Source organism: Algibacter sp. L4_22 (genome assembly GCF_023473045.1).
Lineage (GTDB): Bacteria > Bacteroidota > Bacteroidia > Flavobacteriales > Flavobacteriaceae > Algibacter.
The window spans coordinates 293,838-311,650 of sequence record NZ_JAMCOK010000005.1; the positions used below are offsets into that span (position 1 = coordinate 293,838).

Annotated in this window: 13 protein-coding genes; 11 read left to right on the forward strand and 2 right to left on the reverse strand. The window is 32.0% G+C overall.

From position 1 onward, the window contains the following. The first annotated feature begins 93 nt into the window (after positions 1 to 93). The 3 genes from M4I23_RS14685 (at position 94) to M4I23_RS14695 (ending at position 6,995) form a co-directional block, all read left to right on the forward strand. Positions 94 to 6,153, forward strand: a complete 6,060-nt coding sequence (locus tag M4I23_RS14685; RefSeq protein ID WP_249754923.1) for a PAS domain S-box protein — start codon at positions 94 to 96, stop codon at positions 6,151 to 6,153. A gap of 10 nt (positions 6,154 to 6,163) precedes the next feature. Next, the gene (locus M4I23_RS14690) at positions 6,164 to 6,577 is read left to right on the forward strand and encodes a response regulator (protein ID WP_158851789.1); all 414 of its coding nucleotides are present in this window, start codon (positions 6,164 to 6,166) and stop codon (positions 6,575 to 6,577) included. Positions 6,578 to 6,695: 118 nt separating this feature from the next. After that, positions 6,696 to 6,995 carry an HPF/RaiA family ribosome-associated protein gene (locus M4I23_RS14695; protein ID WP_158848707.1) on the forward strand — a complete coding sequence of 100 codons (300 nt, stop codon included), beginning with the start codon at positions 6,696 to 6,698 and terminating at the stop codon, positions 6,993 to 6,995. A gap of 62 nt (positions 6,996 to 7,057) precedes the next feature. Here M4I23_RS14695 and rlmH read toward each other — a convergent pair whose 3' ends face one another. Then, a complete protein-coding gene (gene rlmH, locus M4I23_RS14700; RefSeq protein ID WP_158848709.1) occupies positions 7,058 to 7,531 on the reverse strand; it encodes a 23S rRNA (pseudouridine(1915)-N(3))-methyltransferase RlmH in 474 nt (157 codons plus the stop codon). A gap of 127 nt (positions 7,532 to 7,658) precedes the next feature. Between rlmH and nadC the strand changes: the two genes are divergently transcribed. The 4 genes from nadC (at position 7,659) to priA (ending at position 12,471) form a co-directional block, all read left to right on the forward strand. After that, complete coding sequence (gene nadC, locus M4I23_RS14705) at positions 7,659 to 8,519, forward strand: carboxylating nicotinate-nucleotide diphosphorylase (protein WP_249754924.1); 861 nt, start codon at positions 7,659 to 7,661, stop codon at positions 8,517 to 8,519. A 110-nt stretch (positions 8,520 to 8,629) separates the two neighbouring features. Beyond that, entirely contained in the window at positions 8,630 to 9,571 is a 942-nt protein-coding gene (locus M4I23_RS14710; protein WP_158848711.1) for a YihY/virulence factor BrkB family protein, read from the forward strand. Between the two features lie 2 nt (positions 9,572 to 9,573). Continuing rightward, positions 9,574 to 9,996, forward strand: a complete 423-nt coding sequence (locus M4I23_RS14715; protein ID WP_158848713.1) for a DUF2147 domain-containing protein — start codon at positions 9,574 to 9,576, stop codon at positions 9,994 to 9,996. Positions 9,997 to 10,020: 24 nt separating this feature from the next. Continuing rightward, the gene (gene priA, locus M4I23_RS14720) at positions 10,021 to 12,471 is read left to right on the forward strand and encodes a primosomal protein N' (protein WP_249754925.1); all 2,451 of its coding nucleotides are present in this window, start codon (positions 10,021 to 10,023) and stop codon (positions 12,469 to 12,471) included. Positions 12,472 to 12,536: 65 nt separating this feature from the next. Here the strand turns inward: priA and M4I23_RS14725 are convergent, their stop codons facing one another. Next, positions 12,537 to 13,232, reverse strand: a complete 696-nt coding sequence (locus tag M4I23_RS14725; RefSeq protein WP_158848717.1) for a LytTR family DNA-binding domain-containing protein — start codon at positions 13,230 to 13,232, stop codon at positions 12,537 to 12,539. Between the two features lie 208 nt (positions 13,233 to 13,440). Between M4I23_RS14725 and rpsF the strand changes: the two genes are divergently transcribed. The 4 genes from rpsF (at position 13,441) to M4I23_RS14745 (ending at position 17,811) form a co-directional block, all read left to right on the forward strand. Further along, positions 13,441 to 13,779, forward strand: a complete 339-nt coding sequence (rpsF, locus tag M4I23_RS14730) for a 30S ribosomal protein S6 (protein WP_158848719.1) — start codon at positions 13,441 to 13,443, stop codon at positions 13,777 to 13,779. Positions 13,780 to 13,781: 2 nt separating this feature from the next. Further along, entirely contained in the window at positions 13,782 to 14,078 is a 297-nt protein-coding gene (gene rpsR / locus M4I23_RS14735; protein ID WP_042498218.1) for a 30S ribosomal protein S18, read from the forward strand. Between the two features lie 13 nt (positions 14,079 to 14,091). Beyond that, positions 14,092 to 14,538 (forward strand): 50S ribosomal protein L9, encoded by a 447-nt coding sequence (gene rplI, locus M4I23_RS14740; RefSeq protein ID WP_158848721.1) that lies wholly within the window; start codon positions 14,092 to 14,094, stop codon positions 14,536 to 14,538. 135 nt (positions 14,539 to 14,673) lie between these two features. After that, positions 14,674 to 17,811, forward strand: a complete 3,138-nt coding sequence (locus M4I23_RS14745) for a carboxypeptidase regulatory-like domain-containing protein (RefSeq protein WP_249754926.1) — start codon at positions 14,674 to 14,676, stop codon at positions 17,809 to 17,811. Positions 17,812 to 17,813 lie beyond the last annotated feature (2 nt).

Genomic DNA, 17,813 nt, shown 5'->3' on the forward strand with positions numbered 1-17,813 from the left:
CAATAATAACAATCTATTTTAAATTAGTATTAAAATAAAAAAATAATTTTTGTTTAAGTTAAATCAGTTTAGATTGATTTGTAATAATTCTTAATGAAGAAACTAAAAAATTCTATAAAAAAAAGGTATTTACTATTTATATCTTCACTTATATTATTAATAATTGTTATTGTGTTTATTGTTCAAAAGAGCATTAACTCGCAAATATCAGATTCTTATTTAATAAATGTTGCTGTAAAACAACGTGCGTTGAGCCAACGCATAATTAAACAGGTATTTAATGCTAATTATAGCCAAGACTTAAACGCAAATAAAAACTCAATTAATACATTAAAAGGGCTTAAAAAAGAATGGGATAGCCTACATAATTATTTGCAATCTGTAAATAATAAAAATGCAGATAATAGCAAATTAGATTCTCTTCTAAAAATTAATAAAACTTCTTTTAACCCGATATTATCTTCTATAGAAAATTCCGATTTAAAGTCATTAAATCAAGGAGTAAACAATATTTACGAATTAGAACATCGTTACTTAAAAAATGTAGATGCCTTAGTTGTACAATACCAAAAAGCCGAAGAAAAACATTTCAAAAAATTTAAGAATGTTATCTATCTTCTTGCATTAATTATGCTTTTATTTTTGCTAACTGGTTTTTTTAGTTTTGTTCGTCCTGCATTTCTTCTATTTATTAAGAAACATAAAGACCTTATAAAATCTAATGAAGAGTTGGTTTTATCTGAAGATAAAATAAAATCTAATATGTTGGAGCTTAAAAAACTTAAAACAGAATTAGAAACTCAGGGAGAATATAATAGAATTTTTATAGAGCAGGCTCCAACTGCTATTGCTATGTTTGATAATAGCATGTGTTATTTAGCGGTTTCTCAAAGGTATATAACAGATTATAAGTTAGAAGGACAACAGATTGTGGGGCGTTCTCATTATGATGTTTTTCCGGAAATTGGTGATGATTGGAAAGAGGATCATCAAAAGAGTCTTAAAGGTGGATTTATTGATAAGTGCGATGAAGCTCCTTTTGTGCGTTTAGATGGATCTGTACAATGGATTTATTGGGATGTGCAACCCTGGTATATTTCTGAAGGAAATATTGGCGGATTAATTATGCATACAGGCGATATAACTCACATAAAAGAAAATGAGGAAGAACGGATTCGTATAGAGAAAATATTAGATAAAACTAACGAGGTTGCCCGCATTGGAACATGGGATATAGACTTGATAAAAAACACTGTTTTTTGGAGTAAAGTAGTTTTTGAAATACATGAAGCGCCCGATGATTTTGTGCCAAGTTTAGAAACAGGTGTGGATTTCTATAAGGAAGGAGAGAGCAGAAACACATTAAAAAAAGTAATTAAAGAAGCCAAGGAGCAAGGTCGCTCTTTTGATGTAGAGTTAGAGCTTATAACATTAAAAGGGAATACTGTTTGGGTGCGATCTACTGGACAAGCAGAAATTGTAGATGGTACATGTATCCGCCTTTTTGGGGTGTTTCAGGATATTAATAGTGAGAAAAATTCGGAAATAGAGCTAACAAAGCTCAAAATTGCTTTGGAAGTTAAAGATACATATAATAGAATTTTTATAGAACAGGCGCCGACAGCTATTGCTATGCTCGATAATAATATGTGTTACCTAGCGGTTTCGCAACGTTATATAGAAGATTATAATTTAGAAGGACAACAAATAGTAGGTCGTTCTCACTATGATATTTTTCCCGAAATTGGTGACGATTGGAAAGCAAATCATCAAAAAGGTCTTAAAGAAGGTGTAATAGACAGGTGTGATGAAGCTCCTTTTGTACGTTTAGATGGATCGGTACAATGGATTTATTGGGATGTACGTCCATGGTATATTTCCGAAGGAAATATTGGTGGATTAATTATGCATACGGGTGATATTACGCATCTTAAAGAAAATGAGGAAGAACGCCTCCGTATCGAGACAATATTAGATAAAACGAATGAAGTTGCGCGCATTGGAACATGGGAAATAGACTTAATAAAAAACACCCTTTTTTGGAGTAAAGTAGTTTATGAAATACATGAAGTGCCCGAAAACTTCGAAGTGGATGTAGAAACGGGTATTAATTTTTTTAAGGAAGGGGAAAGTAGAACTAAGATTGAAAATGCAATTACTGAAGTTTCAGAATATGGAACCTCTTTTGATGTAGAACTAGAATTAGTAACAGCAACTAATAATATTATTTGGACACGTGCTATTGGGCAAGCGCAAATTGTGGATGGTAAATGTATACGGGTTTTTGGAATATTTCAGGATATAAATAATGAGAAAAACACAGAAATAGATTTAAAAAAAACCAATGCAGAGTTGCAATCTGTGTTTAATTCTGAAGTAATAGCCATGGTATCTACAGATGCAGATGGCATTATTACTCATTTTAATCGTGGAGCAGAAATTTTAACCGGATATTCAGCATCTGAAATAATTGGATTGCAAAGACCAACATTTTATCATCTGCAAGAAGAGTTAGATGCATTTAGGATTGATATTGCAAAGTTATATGGTAAAAATCCTATAGGGTTTAGTGCGCAATTAGAATTATCTAAACATAATGCATATGATACCCGAGAATGGACTTATCTAAGAAAAGATGGATCGACAATATCGGTTCAATTAACATTAACATCAATTAAAGATGAACAGGATAAACTTATTGGTTATTTTGGTGTTTCAACAGATATTTCTGAAAAAATAATTGCTCAGAATGAATTATTGAGAAAAAATCAACTACTCAATTTTGCAGAGGAGATTACTTTAATGGGGCATTTTCAATGGAGTAAAGCTATAGATAAGCTTGTATGGTCTGATAGTCTATATAACATATTCGAGTTAGATAAAGATACAGTAGAATTGTGTTTTAATACTTATTTAGATTATGTTCATCCAGATGATAGGGAGCTTGTGGCTGCTCACCATAATAAAACTATGGCTGGTGATGTATTTGATAATTTTACACACCGTATATGCACGAATGGTAAAGTGAAAATTATTAGGCAGTTAGGGCAGGTTATCACTAATGCTCAAGGCGAAGTTATAGAAATTGTTGGTAGTATTCAGGATATTACCGAGCAAAAAATGGCAGAGAATAAGTTTAGAGGTTTGCTAGAATCTGCTCCAGATGCTATGGTGATAACCAATGAACAAGGAGAAATACAACTAATAAACAAGCAGGCAGAAAAATTATTTGGATACCATATTGACGAGTTATTAAATAAACCTGTAGAAATACTTATACCTAAAAGATTAACAGGTTTATATTCCGAACATCGTATGAGCTTTTTTGAAAACCCCGATGCGAGATCATTAGGAGAAGAGAAAGAATTGTATGGTTTAAATAAAGAAGGCAAAGAAATACCAATACAAATAAGTTTAAGTCCTTTAGAAACAGAACAGGGTTTGTTATTATCGGCAGCCATACGTGATATTACAGTACAAAAATTAGCAAAGAGTGAGTTGTTGCGTAAAAACCAACTGCTTAATTTTGCGGAAGAGATTACCTTAATGGGGAATTGGGAATGGGACACTGTTACAGATAAGGTAGTGTGGTCCAGTAATATGTATAATATTTTTGAACTAGATAAAGAAATAGATAGTTTAAATTTTGATGTCTATTTTAGCTTTGTTCATCCTGAAGATAGAGAAATTGTAACCCATTATTTTGATAAAACAAGAGAAGAGAAAAGCCTTAAAAGTTTTACCCATCGTATTATAGCAGGTGATGGTAAATTAAAAATTATTAAGCTTTTAGGTGAAGTTGTTACCGATGTTTTGGGTAATATTATTGAAATGATTGGTACTTGCCAAGATATTACAGCTTCTAAGGCTGCCGAAAGAGAATTGTATGATGCAAACATGCAGTTAAAAGCGATATTAAATTCTGGACCACTCGCAATTGTATCGATTGATAATGATGGAATAATTAATCACTTTAATCATGGTGCAGAGCTTTTGTTAGGCTATTCAGCTTCTGAAATGGTTGGATTAAAACAACCAGAAATTTATCATTTAGAAGAAGAGATGCTAAGTTTTAAGGAAGATATAGCAAAAAGATATAATAAAGATCTTTCTGATTTTAGCCCTTATTTAGAATTAGCTAAACATAATGTATCCGATACAAGAGAGTGGACTTATCGTAGAAAGGATGGTTCTACTTTTCCGGTAGAGTTAACATTAACAGGTATTAAAAATGATTTAGGTGAAAAAACGGGGTTTTTAGCCGTATCCTTTGATATCACAAAAAGAAGAGCAGCAAAAAACGAACTGTTGAGACAAAACCATATATTGAATTTTGCCGAAAACATTACCCTAATGGGGAATTGGCAAGCGGATATCGTTACTAATAATGTAAAATGGTCTGCTAATCTCTATAATATTTTTGGACTTGAAAAAAATACAGAAACAACCCTTGATACCTACCTTAGTTTTACACACCCGGAAGATAAGGACAGGGTTGCCGACCATATGCGTGATACCGTTGAAGAAAAAACATTCACCGATTTAGTGCACCGAATTCAATTAACCGATGGTACCATAAAAATTGTGCAACTTTTAGCTCATGTTTTTACAGATAATTTGGGAAATGTTACAGAAATAGTTGGTACATGTCAAGATGTTACTGTGCAGAAAATGGCAGAAACCGAACTATTGCGTAAAAATCACTTTTTAAGTTTTGCAGAAAGAATAGCCAAGATGGGAAATTGGCAATGGAATGTGGTTACCGATACTTTAAAATGGTCTTTTAATATGCATGGGATTTATGGGAGTGATGAAAGTGAAACAGATTTAAATTACGAGTCGTTTTTCAATTTTGTTCACCCAGAAGACCAAGCTGTAGTTGCCAAATACGTAGAGATTGCCTATACAGAAAAAAAGTTTCCAAATAATTTTATACATCGTATTATCACTAGCGACGGGGAAGTGAAAACAATACATTCTTTAGGAGAAGTAATTCTTGATGATCAAGGAGATATTCTTGAAATGATTGGAACTACCCAAGATATTACCGAGCAAAAAATGGAAGAAAATAAGTTTAGAGGCTTATTAGAATCGGCTCCAGATGCTATGGTAATCACTAATGAAGACTCAAAAATCCAAATGATTAATAAGCAAGCAGAAAAAATGTTTGGTTATAAAATTGAAGAGCTATTTAATAAGTCTGTTGATTTACTTTTACCACAACGTTTTTTAACAGGGTGCGAATCTAAAGTAGATACAGTTTTAAGCGGTCTAGAAGGAACTGAATCATCTGGGGAGGAAGATTTAACTGCTATGAATAAAAATGGGGAGGAATTCCCTGTTCAAATAAATTTAAGTCCATTACAAACAGAAGATGGTATTTTAATTTCGGCCGCCATACGCGATATTACAGAACAAAAATCTGCTCGAAATAAAATAATTAAAGCTAAAAACGATTTGGAAATTTTAGCGCAAAAGTTAATTAAAAACAACGATCAATTAGCCGATTTTGCACATATTACATCGCATAATCTACGAGCGCCTGTAAGTAATCTTAACTCGCTTTTAGGATTGTACAATACAGCAACAAGTGAAGATGATAAAGCGTTTTTGTTCGAGAAGTTTGAAAAAGTTATTGATCATCTTACACAAACGTTAAATACTTTAGTTAATGCTGTAAAAATTACAAACAACACATCTAAAGAATTTGAATCTGTTAAGTTTAATGATGTTTTGAATAAAACAAAAGATATTCTTACTGGACAGATCATGAAAAATGAGGCTGTAATTACAAGTGATTTTTCTGAAATGGCTAAAATAAAATACGATACCATATATTTAGAAAGTATTTTTCTTAACTTAGTAGGGAATTCTCTAAAGTATAGATCGAATGAAAGAATACCAGAAATATTTATTAAATCTGAAGTAATAAAAGGAAAAGTTAGATTAATATTTAAAGATAATGGCTTGGGAATAGATTTAGAGAAGCATGGGCATAAATTATTTGGTTTAAACAAAGTGTTTCACAGACACCCAGAAGCCAAAGGCGTAGGCTTATTTATGGTTAAAACACAAGTTGAAGCATTGAATGGTACTATATATGCAACAAGCGAAGTAAATAAAGGTACCACTTTTACTATTAATTTTAATTAATTGAATTATGATGAATGCCCCTATTAATATTTGCATAATTGATGACGATGATATTTATAAGTTTACGGTCGTTAAAACACTAGAACTCCTCGAGTTTGAAAAAAATATAAAGGTTTTTGCTGATGGCGAAGAAGCTTTAGAATTCTTGGTAGAAAACCTAAATAAAGACAATGAACTTCCAGATGTTATTTTTCTAGATATTAATATGCCAATTATGGACGGGTATCAATTTATGGAAGAGTACGTTAAGATTAAATCTAAGTTAGGTAAAAAAACAGTGATTTATATGGTGTCTTCCTCAGTAGATCCTGTGGATATCGAGAAAGCTAAAAGGATTAGTGATATATCAGACTATATCATAAAACCGATAGAGCCAGGTAAACTTAAAAGCATTATGGAAAAATTAATTGTAGAAAATAAATAACCCTTTTATTGAGTATCAGCAACTTGGTATAAATTATTTTTAAACGTTGTGATTCATGACCAAAATCATTTAAAATAATTTCGAGCTATGCTATATTTGATAATCTAAAACATAAACTATGACAGTAAATTTTGAATACGTAGGTGTAGATGCGAGTGAAACATTATCGGCTTTCACTGAAGAAAAATTAGAAAAACTTTTTAGTAGATATGAGTTTTTAATAAGTGCAACCGTTCATTTTAAGCAAGATGATAATGCTCATGATACTGGTAAAATTTGTAATATAGAATTAAGCTTACCAGGACCACGAATTTTTGCAACATCGAACGAGCGTAATTTTGAAGTATCGGTTCGTGAAACCGTTAGCGATTTAGAACGCCAACTTAAAAAGCGCAAAGAAGTTTATAAAACATATTAAAAAGTTGATTGTTTAACCGTTTTAGTACATTGTATTAAAACGGTGTTAATATGAGGTTTATTCTATTTATGATGATATGGTTCATTTCTTAAAATAGTAAAACCTCGGTATAATTGTTCAATAAAAAATAAACGAATCATTTGATGGGAAAATGTCATTTTAGATAATGATATTTTCCCATTTGCTTTTTTATAAATCTCATCAGAAAATCCGTAAGGTCCGCCAATTATAAAAACCAATTGTTTGATTCCAGAGTTCATATGTTTTTGTAAATAGTCAGAAAAACCTACAGAATCGAACTGTTTTCCGTTTTCATCTAGTAGAATTAGCACATCAGTATTACTTAATTTCTTCAAAATAAGTTCGCCTTCTTTCTGCTTTTGTAAGTCTTCACTTAAATTTTTAGAATTTTTTATATCTGGTATAATCTCTAAAGAAAATTTAATGTAAAACCCCAAACGTTTCTGATAATCAGCTATTAAGCTCAAAAGTTGTTTGTTGTCTGTTTTTCCTATGGCAATAAGTTTGATAGTCATATAAGCAAAATTACTGTTTAGTATTTATGAATAATGTATTTAATTAAAAAAAAATCTTAAATTTCGTAAAAGTAAAATTTATTTTTAGTAAATCAATTTCTTACTTTTGTGGCAAACCAAAACAAATATGATTACACAGGAGCAATTTGATACAGAAGTGAAAATGATAATTTCTAATGCTATTCGTGAAGACGTTGGCGATGGAGATCATAGTTCTCTTGCTTGTATCCCTGAAAATGCAAGAGGTAAAGCAAAACTGCTAGTTAAAGATAAGGGTATTATTGGTGGTGTTAATTTTGCGAAAAAAGTTTTTGCTTATGTAGATAAGAATTTAAAGCTAGATGTTCGTATTGAAGATGGGACAGAAGTAACCTACGGAGATATTGTAATGTATGTTGAAGGATCTTCTCAATCTATTTTAAAAGCAGAGCGTACGGTTTTAAATGCCATGCAACGTATGAGTGCTATTGCAACTAAAACAAGAATGTTTGTTGATTTGGTAGAAGGAACTAAAACTAAAATTTTAGATACTAGAAAAACCACACCAGGAATTCGTGTTTTAGAAAAATGGGCTGTAAAAATTGGTGGTGGAGAAAATCATAGATTTGCACTTTACGATATGATTATGTTAAAAGATAACCATATTGATTTTGCAGGCGGTATAACAAAAGCGATTACCATGGCTAAAGAATATTTGCACGAAACTGGCAGAGATTTAGAAATTATGGTGGAAGCAAGAGATTTAAGTGAAGTTGAAGAAATTTTACAATCCGATGGTGTTTACAGGATTTTAATAGATAACTTCGATTATGAAGATACTAGAAAAGCTGTGAAATTGATAGGAAATAAATGTTTAACAGAATCTTCGGGGAATATTAATGAGGCTACAATTCGTCATTATGCCGAATGTGGAGTTAATTATATTTCTTGCGGTGCATTAACGCATTCTGTACATAATATGGATTTAAGTTTAAAAGCTATGAAATAGTTTTTAATTTTTTAAAATATATAAAAGGGTGTCTGTATAGACGCTCTTTTTTTATACCTTGCTTTCAGTAAATACTTTATTAACTTTGTATTCTATTTAATTTTTTATTAATGACAAAACCCATTGAAGACAAGCTGGATAAAATTCCTATAATTAATATCTTGGTGAGGTTTTTAAAAAGATTAAAATTACCAGGACTAGAGGGGCTTTCGTTTTACGATTTAGTAGAACTTTACGTTATCGGGGTAGTTAAAGGCGCATTAACCACAAGAGCTAGTGCAATTGCTTTTAGTTTCTTTATGGCTATTTTTCCGTTTTTACTATTTGTATTAATCATAATTCCTTATGTACCAATCGATGATTTTAAAATAGAATTTTTAGTATTTCTAGAATCGTTTTTACCGCCAAATACTTCCGATTTTTTCTTCGAAAATATTTTTGAAAATATCGACCAATCGCAACGTGGTGGCTTATTATCCTCTGTGTTTGTTCTATCCATTGGTTTAATGGCAAATGGTGTAAACGCCGTATTTTCGGGCTTCGAGAATTCTTATCATGAGCAACTTACACGTAATGTGTTTAAACAATATTTGTATGCCTTGGGTATTGCGTTAATATTGGCATTTTTATTAATAATTACCATTGTAGTTTTAGGATATTTTCAGATTTATGTAGTGCAAGGCTTGTTTGAAGCTTTGGAGCATCGCGGTTACGAAGTTACTAATCAAGGCTTGTTTTGGGCAGATGTTGTAAAGTATTTATTTTTTGTCCTTATGGTGTATCTGGCAACAGCTACGTTGTATTATTTTGGAACAAAAGAAGGGAAATATTCTAATTTTTTCTCAATAGGCGCTCTTTTTACAACCTTACTTATTATATTGACATCTTATTTGTTTGGAATTTATATTGAAAATTTTGGACAGTACAATAAACTATACGGGTCTATTGGCGCGTTATTAATATTAATGTTTTACTTATGGCTCAATTCTAACATTTTGTTATTGGGTTACGAGTTGAATGCCTCCTTAAATAAACTTAGAAAAAGCTGTTAGTTATGAAGAAATATATTTGGTTAATTACAATTTGCATGTTATCATTATCAACGCAAGCTCAAGACATTTTTGGGAAATGGAAAACGGTAGATGATGAAACAGGAGCACATAAATCTATAGTTGAAATTTATGAGAAAAAAGGAAAGGTATTTGGTAGAGTTATAGAAATACTAGAGCCTTTTGATAAAAATATGTTGTGTCAAAACTGCGAAGGCGATTATGAAGACAAGCCAATTTTAGGTTTTGAAATTATTCAAGATCTTGAAAAACATGGAGATCATTATAAAAACGGGACTGTTTTTGATGCTGAAAATGGAAAAGAATATAAATGCAGAATAATGCTAGATAAAGAGACAGATAAACTTCAAGTTCGTGGTTATATTGCATTTTTATATCTTACACAGCACTGGATTAGATATAATTAATTGTTCAATTAAAGCATTAATACTTTGCATTACATAGACGTTATAATTCCCATTCCGCTTCAGCAATTATTCACCTATAGCATTACAGCTTCGGAGTTCGATTTTTTAAAAGCAGGTATGCGTGTTTCTGTACCTTTTGGGAAATCTAAAATTTATACGGGTATTGTTTATCGAGTTCATAATGATGCACCAATAGCTTATGAGGCTAAGGAAATTCAACAGATATTAGATGAATCGCCGGTTGTAAATGAAAAACAATTAAAATTATGGGATTGGATTTCTAGCTATTATATGTGTACGCTAGGCGAAGTAATGAGAGCTTCGTTACCAAATGCTTATATTTTAGAAAGTGAAACTGTAATTTCTAAGAATAATAAATCCACGATAGATGAATCTATTTTAAAGGATGATGAGTTTTTGGTTTTTGATGCGCTCAACCATCAATCCTCTTTAAAAATTCAGGATATTTCTAATATTCTAGGTAAAAAGAGTGTGCTATCAGTTATTAAAAGGTTAATTGAAAAAGAAGCCATTTCTGTTGAAGAAGAAGTTTATGAAAAATACAAACCAAAATTAGTACGCTATGTTAAACTGCATACCTTTTATTCTACAGAGAAAGAGCTGCATCAATTATTAGATGATTTAAGTCGAGCGCCTAAACAACGCGAGGTGGTAATGACTTTATTTTCTATTTCGGCTAAAACAAGAAAACCGGTAAAAGTATCTGATTTATCTACTGAAAGCGGAGCGTCGTCTTCTATTATAAAATCGTTAATCGATAAAGAAATTCTTGAAGAATATTTTATACAAACAGATAGAGTCCAATATTCGGGTGAAGAAAATGAAGATTCTAAAAAATTAAATAGTTATCAAGAAACAGCTTTAGCTGAAATAAAAGAAACATTCGAAAAGCATCAAGTTACGTTATTGCACGGCGTAACATCTTCTGGTAAAACCGAAGTTTATGTAAAGCTAATTGAAGATGTATTAAGTTCTGGTAAACAGGTTTTGTATTTGTTGCCTGAAATTGCTTTAACAACTCAGTTGGTTACTCGACTTCAGAATTATTTTGGAGATCAAGTAGCGGTGTTTCATTCTAAATATTCATCTCATGAGCGTGTTGAGGTCTGGAATCAAGTTTTAGAACTTTCCGCGAAAGCGAAAATAGTACTAGGAGCGCGTTCTTCAATATTTTTACCTTTCGATAATTTAGGGTTAATAATTGTAGATGAAGAGCATGAGCAGTCGTTTAAACAATTTGATCCTGCACCACGTTATCACGCGAGAGACACGGCTGTAGTTTTGGCACATATACATAAAGCTAAAGTGTTGTTAGGATCTGCTACGCCAAGTTTAGAGAGTTATTTTAATACACAGCAAAATAAATATGGTTTTGTGGAACTTATGCATCGATTTAATGATGTATTGATGCCTGAAGTTGAATTGGTTGATATTAAGGAAAAGCAGAAGAAGAAACGCATGAAAGGGCATTTTAGCGATAGACTTATTGCGGAAATGACAGAAACTTTAACGGAAGGTCATCAAATTATTTTATTTCAAAATCGTCGTGGATTTTCACCTATTGTTGAATGTAGTACTTGCGGAGAGTCTCCCCAATGTCCAAATTGCGATGTGAGTTTAACATATCATCAATATCGAGATCAATTGCGTTGTCATTATTGTGGCTATGTAATTCCTATGCTTAGAAAATGTAAGGCTTGCGGTAGTCCAGAATTAGATAACAAAGGATTTGGAACCGAGCAAATTGAGCAAGAGGTAAAAGTGCTGTTTCCCGAGCATAATGTTGCGCGTATGGATTTGGATACCACACGAGGTAAATATGGCTACGAGAAGATTATAACCGCCTTAGAACAGCAAGAAATCGATATTTTGGTTGGAACGCAAATGCTTACCAAAGGATTGGATTTTAGAAATGTAAAATTGGTTGGAATCATGAATGCCGATAGTATGTTAAACTTTCCAGATTTTAGAGCCCACGAACGTAGTTTTCAACTCATGTTACAAGTGTCGGGTAGGGCAGGGCGAACAGAAGAACGTGGTAAGGTTTTAATACAGACTTACAATCCGCATCATAATATTTTACAGCAGGTTTCTACAAATAATTATATCGATATGTTCAAGGAACAAATGAACGAGCGGTATAATTTTAAGTATCCACCTATTTACAAGCAAATAAAAATCACGTTAAAACATAAAGATTATAATCGGGTAGAAATTGCTGCAGATTGGTATGCAACATCGTTAAGACAAGTTTTTAAAGACAATGTTTTAGGCCCAGAGTTTCCGCCGGTGTCAAGAATTAGAAATCAGTATCACAAAAATATTTTGGTAAAAATTCCTAAGCAACAATCTTTAGGAAAAACAAAAGAAGCTATCATTAAAATTAATAATAGCTTCTTGAATGTAAAAGATTTTCGCTCGGTGCGTGTAATACTTAATGTTGATAATTATTAATCCAATTATAAAAGTTGGGGCTCTTTTAATTAGATTTCTCGATAATAATCGAGACTTTATCTAAATTAAATATTGTTTAACGCATCTACAAGTTGTGTTTTCTTATTTCTACTTAAAGGAATCTCGTAAGCACCAACTTCAACGTTTTTGCTGTTAAATCTGTCAATTTTATCAAGATTAACAATATATGATTTATGGATTCTTAAAAATTTGCCTTCTGGTAATTCAGCTTCAAAAGATTTCATGGTCGATAAAACCACTAAGCTGTTTTCTTCAGTTACCAATTTTACGTAATCACCAAGGGCTTCAATCCATTTAATATCTTTAATATAAACTTTACGTTTTTTAAGATTACTTTTTACAAAAATGTGTTCACCATCTTCTTCATTAAAGTCTAAAGTCAATCTATGTTGCTCTAAAGCTTTATCTACAGAGGTGTTAAAGCGTTCTCTAGTAATTGGTTTATGTAAATAATCGGTAGCATCATAATTAAATGCTTTAAACGCATATTCTGTTTTACCGGTTACAAATATAATTTGTGGTTTGTTGTTTAGTACATCTAAAAGTTCAAATCCGTTTAGTACTGGCATTTCAATATCTAAAAAGATTAAGTCTACTTGATGAGAGTTTAAACCATTTTTAGTTTCTAATGCACTACTGTATTCTGCTATTAAGTTTAATGAGGGGTGGTTCTCTACTAATTTAACAATAGAAAGACGTTGTATGGCTGAATCATCTACTACTACACAGTTTAATGTCATAACATTTTAATTTATTTCGGTTAAGATATCGACAATAGTACGAAAAATTCGGCTAAAAACCAAAAAACATCGGCAAACTGTTTATTTTAACATTTTTTTAACATGGTAAATATTCGTGTATGTATTAAAAATAAACACCATTAAGTTGTGTAATATATAAAAATTAATTACTTTTGCAGCCAATTTTTAACAATAAAAATAGATTTTTATGAATCATTATGAAACTGTTTTCATCTTAAATCCCGTTTTATCTGAAGATCAGATAAAGGAGACAGTGCAGAAATACGAAGATTTTCTTGTTTCGAACGGCGCTAAGATGGTATCAAAAGAAAACTGGGGGCTAAAGAAGTTAGCTTACCCAATTCAAAACAAAAAAAGTGGGTTTTACCACTTATTTGAGTATCAAGTAGCCGGAGAGGTTATCAATCCATTAGAAGTAGAGTTTAGACGTGATGAGCGTTTTATGCGTTATTTAACAGTAGCGTTAGATAAACATGCTATTTCTTGGGCAGAAAGAAGAAGAGTTAAACTTAAACAAAAAGCTTAATTATGTCATCAATAGAACAACAATCCAAAGGAAAAAAAGACGGCGAAATTAGATATTTAACGCCTCTAAATATTGAAACTAATAAGCAAAAGAAATATTGTCGTTTCAAGAAATCAGGTATCAAGTATGTAGATTATAAAGATGCAGACTGGTTATTAAGATTTGTAAATGAGCAAGGTAAAATTTTACCTCGTCGTTTAACAGGAACATCATTAAAGTATCAAAGAAAAGTGTCTGTAGCTGTAAAAAGAGCACGTCACTTAGCTTTAATGCCTTATGTAGCTGATTTATTAAAATAAAATACCGATAACAATGGAACTTATATTAAAACAAGACGTTGAAAATTTAGGATTTAAAGACGATGTTGTAACAGTTAAGAACGGTTATGGTAGAAATTTTTTAATTCCTCAAAAACAAGCAGTTTTAGCTACTATTTCAGCTAAAAAAGTATTAGCAGAAAATTTAAAGCAACGTGCCTTTAAAGAAAAGAGAATAGTTGATGATGCTAACGTAATTGCAGAAGCATTAAAAGCTTTAGAAGTTAAAATTCAAGCAAAAGTTGGTACAGGTGATAAATTATTTGGATCTGTAAATAACATTGATTTAGCTGCTGCTATTGAAAAAGAAGGTCAATCAATTGACAAAAAATTTATTACAGTTACTACTGTTAAACGTTTAGGTAAGTATACTGCCGCAGTTCGTTTACACAGAGATGTAAATGTAGATTTAGAATTTGAAGTTATTGCCCAAGCAAACTAATTTGTTAACATATAGTTAATAAAAGTTTACAATAAAATTAACCACTCCTTTGGAGTGGTTTTTTTTTGCTCTATTTTTACTTGCATTATGCTCGCATAATGAAAAACTAAAAAACTTTAACTCAATCTTCACACAATGAAAAAAACAAAACTATTAATTTTCTTTTTATTTATTGGCGCTATGGCTTTTGCACAAGTCACGACTTCAAATATTAAAGGACTCGTTTTAGATCAGGGCTCGGTACCGTTGCCAGGTGCAAATGTTCTTGCTATTCACACACCAACAGGCACAAAGTATGGTGCTGCCAGTAACTTCGATGGTCGATACAATTTATTGAATTTAAGAGTTGGAGGTCCTTACACTATTACTATTAGTTATGTTGGTTACAAAGAGCAAACGTTTAAAAATGTATATTTAACATTAGGGAAAACCCAAAATGTAGATGTTACTTTATCTGAAGATAACGAGCAATTAGATGCTGTTGTTATTCAAGGAACAGGAGGAACTGGAACTTTTGGAAGTGATAGAACTGGTGCGGAAACTAGTGTTGGTCGTCGAGAACTAACACGTTTACCAACTATTTCTCGATCACAATCGGATTTTACAAGATTAGAGCCAACTGCTAGTGGTGGTTCTTTTGGTGGTAGAAACGATCAGTTTAACAATTTCTCATTAGATGGTGCTATTTTTAATAATCCATTCGGATTAGATGCGGCAACACCAGGTGGGCAAACAGGTTCTCAGCCAGTTTCATTAGATGCTATTGAGCAAATTCAAGTATCTACAGCTCCTTATGATGTTACACAATCTGGTTTTACCGGAGCATCGGTAAATGCAGTTACCAAAAGCGGAACAAACGAATTTCACGGTACAGTTTATGGGTTTTACAGAGATGAAACTATGACTGGTAAGAAAATTAGAGGTGAAGATGTGGCTAGACCAGATTTAAACCAAACACAATATGGTGTTAGTATTGGAGGCCCGATTATTAAAGATAAATTATTCTTTTTCGCAAATTTTGAAAAAGATGAACGTGATGATTTAGGAACTAATGGATGGACACCAAATACGGGATCTGGTGGAATTACAGAATCTAGAGTTTTAGAAAGTGATTTAATTGCTGTTCAAACGGCTTTAAGAGCTCAAGGATATGATCCAGGTGATTATCAAGGGTTTACTCATGCTTCAGAATCTACAAAAGGTATTTTTAAAATAGATTGGAATATTAATGATAATAATCGTTTAGCTGTTATCTACAATTTTTTAAATGCATCTCAAGAGAAGCCAGCGCATCCATCTGCTGTTAATCCACGTGGACCAAATGCAACTACTTTACAGTTTCAAAACTCAGGTTACGAGATAAATAATAATTTAAAATCTATACAGGTTGAGTTAAATTCAACGCTATCAGAATCATCAACTAATAAATTACAAATTGGTTATACCCATTTTGATGATTTTAGAACACCGTTTTCTACACCTGCTCCAGTTATAAATATATATAAAGATGGTTCGCCATATATTATTGCTGGTCACGAGCCGTTTTCAATTAATAATAAGTTAGATCAAAAAGTATTTCAATTTACAGATAATCTAAATTTCTTTCAAGGTGATCATACTTTTACAGTTGGAATATCTTTCGAGAAGTTTGAATTTGATAATTCATTCAATTTAAAAGGTTATGGTTTTGATGTATTTGGGAATGTAGATATCGCAGATTTTGATGCTTCTAGTTATGATTTTGCTGCAGCACAAGCTACGTTTAATTCTAGAAATGCCATTGCAGATGGTGAAGATGGTGGCTGGTTGTTATCTGAAACAAACGTAGGTCAAATAGCTTTTTATGCACAAGATGAATGGAATGTTTCCGATAAATTCAAATTAACTTATGGGGTACGTTTTGATAAACCTCTATATTTTGATACTGCGGAAAACGCTCAAAAATTTATTGATACAGATAATGGTGAAATTTATTTACCAGACACAGAGTATTTTGATCCTAACACTGGAGAGCCTTTATTAATAGATTCTACCAAAATGCCTAGTACAGATTGGTTAATATCTCCAAGAGTTGGATTTAATTATGATACTAATGGTGATAGTTCTTTTCAATTAAGAGGTGGTACAGGTTTGTTTACAGGGCGTCTTCCTTTTGTTTGGGTAGGAAATCAAATTAGTGGTGTAGATACTTTTTTCTATCAAGCTGTAGATCCAGATTTTAAATTTCCTCAAGTATGGAGAACAAATTTAGGATTGGATAAAAAACTTGAAAGTGGTGTTGTTTTAACTGCCGACCTATCTTACACAAAAGACGTTAATGGTGTCCATGTTCAAAATTGGGGATTAAACAAACCAACAGGACAATTACAAGGTGTAGATAACAGAGCTGTTTATGGGGATAGCGATCATGCAAAAGTAACATTGCCTTGGGGTGAAGTTACTAATGGTAACGCTTACGTAATGACAAACTCTAACAAAGGGCGTATTTGGAACGCATCATTAAAAGCTCAAAAAACGTTTGATAACGGTATATATTCTATGCTTGCATATAGCTATCTAGATGCTAGAGATGTAAATTCTATTGAAGCAGAAATTACAGGAGATGCCTTTACGGGTAATCCTGCATTAGGTAATGTAAATAATGATGTATTATCACATTCTAAATATGGTGATAAACATCGTTTTATTGGTGTGGCTAGTAAAAAATGGGATTACGGAAACGATAAATGGTCTACCACTTTATCAACATTTTTCGAATATGCTCAAGGAGCACGTTTTAACTATGTTTATGGTGGAGATATAAACGGAGATGGTTCGTCAATTAACGATTTAATTTATATTCCTACTACTGGAGACATAGCATTAATGCAATTTGCTGGAACAGGAGATGCTGCAGCCTTAGAATCTTATATTCGTCAAGACGATTATTTAAGTGATAATAGAGGTCAATATGCAGAGCGTTACGGTGCATTAGCGCCTTGGAGAGGTAAATGGGATGTTAAGTTTATGCAAGATTACAGAATTAAAGTATCTGAGGATAAGACAAACACGATTCAATTTAGTATCGATATTTTGAACTTTGGTAATTTATTAAATTCAGATTGGGGAATTATACAACAACCTAATAATGTACAGCCAATAGGTGTAACTTTTGATGAAACTACGGGAGATCCTGTTTATTCTTTTAATAGCAATCAAACAAAAACTTTTGGTTACGATTCTAGTTTAGCTTCTAGATGGCAAGCCCAAGTAGGTTTACGTTATATTTTCTAAGA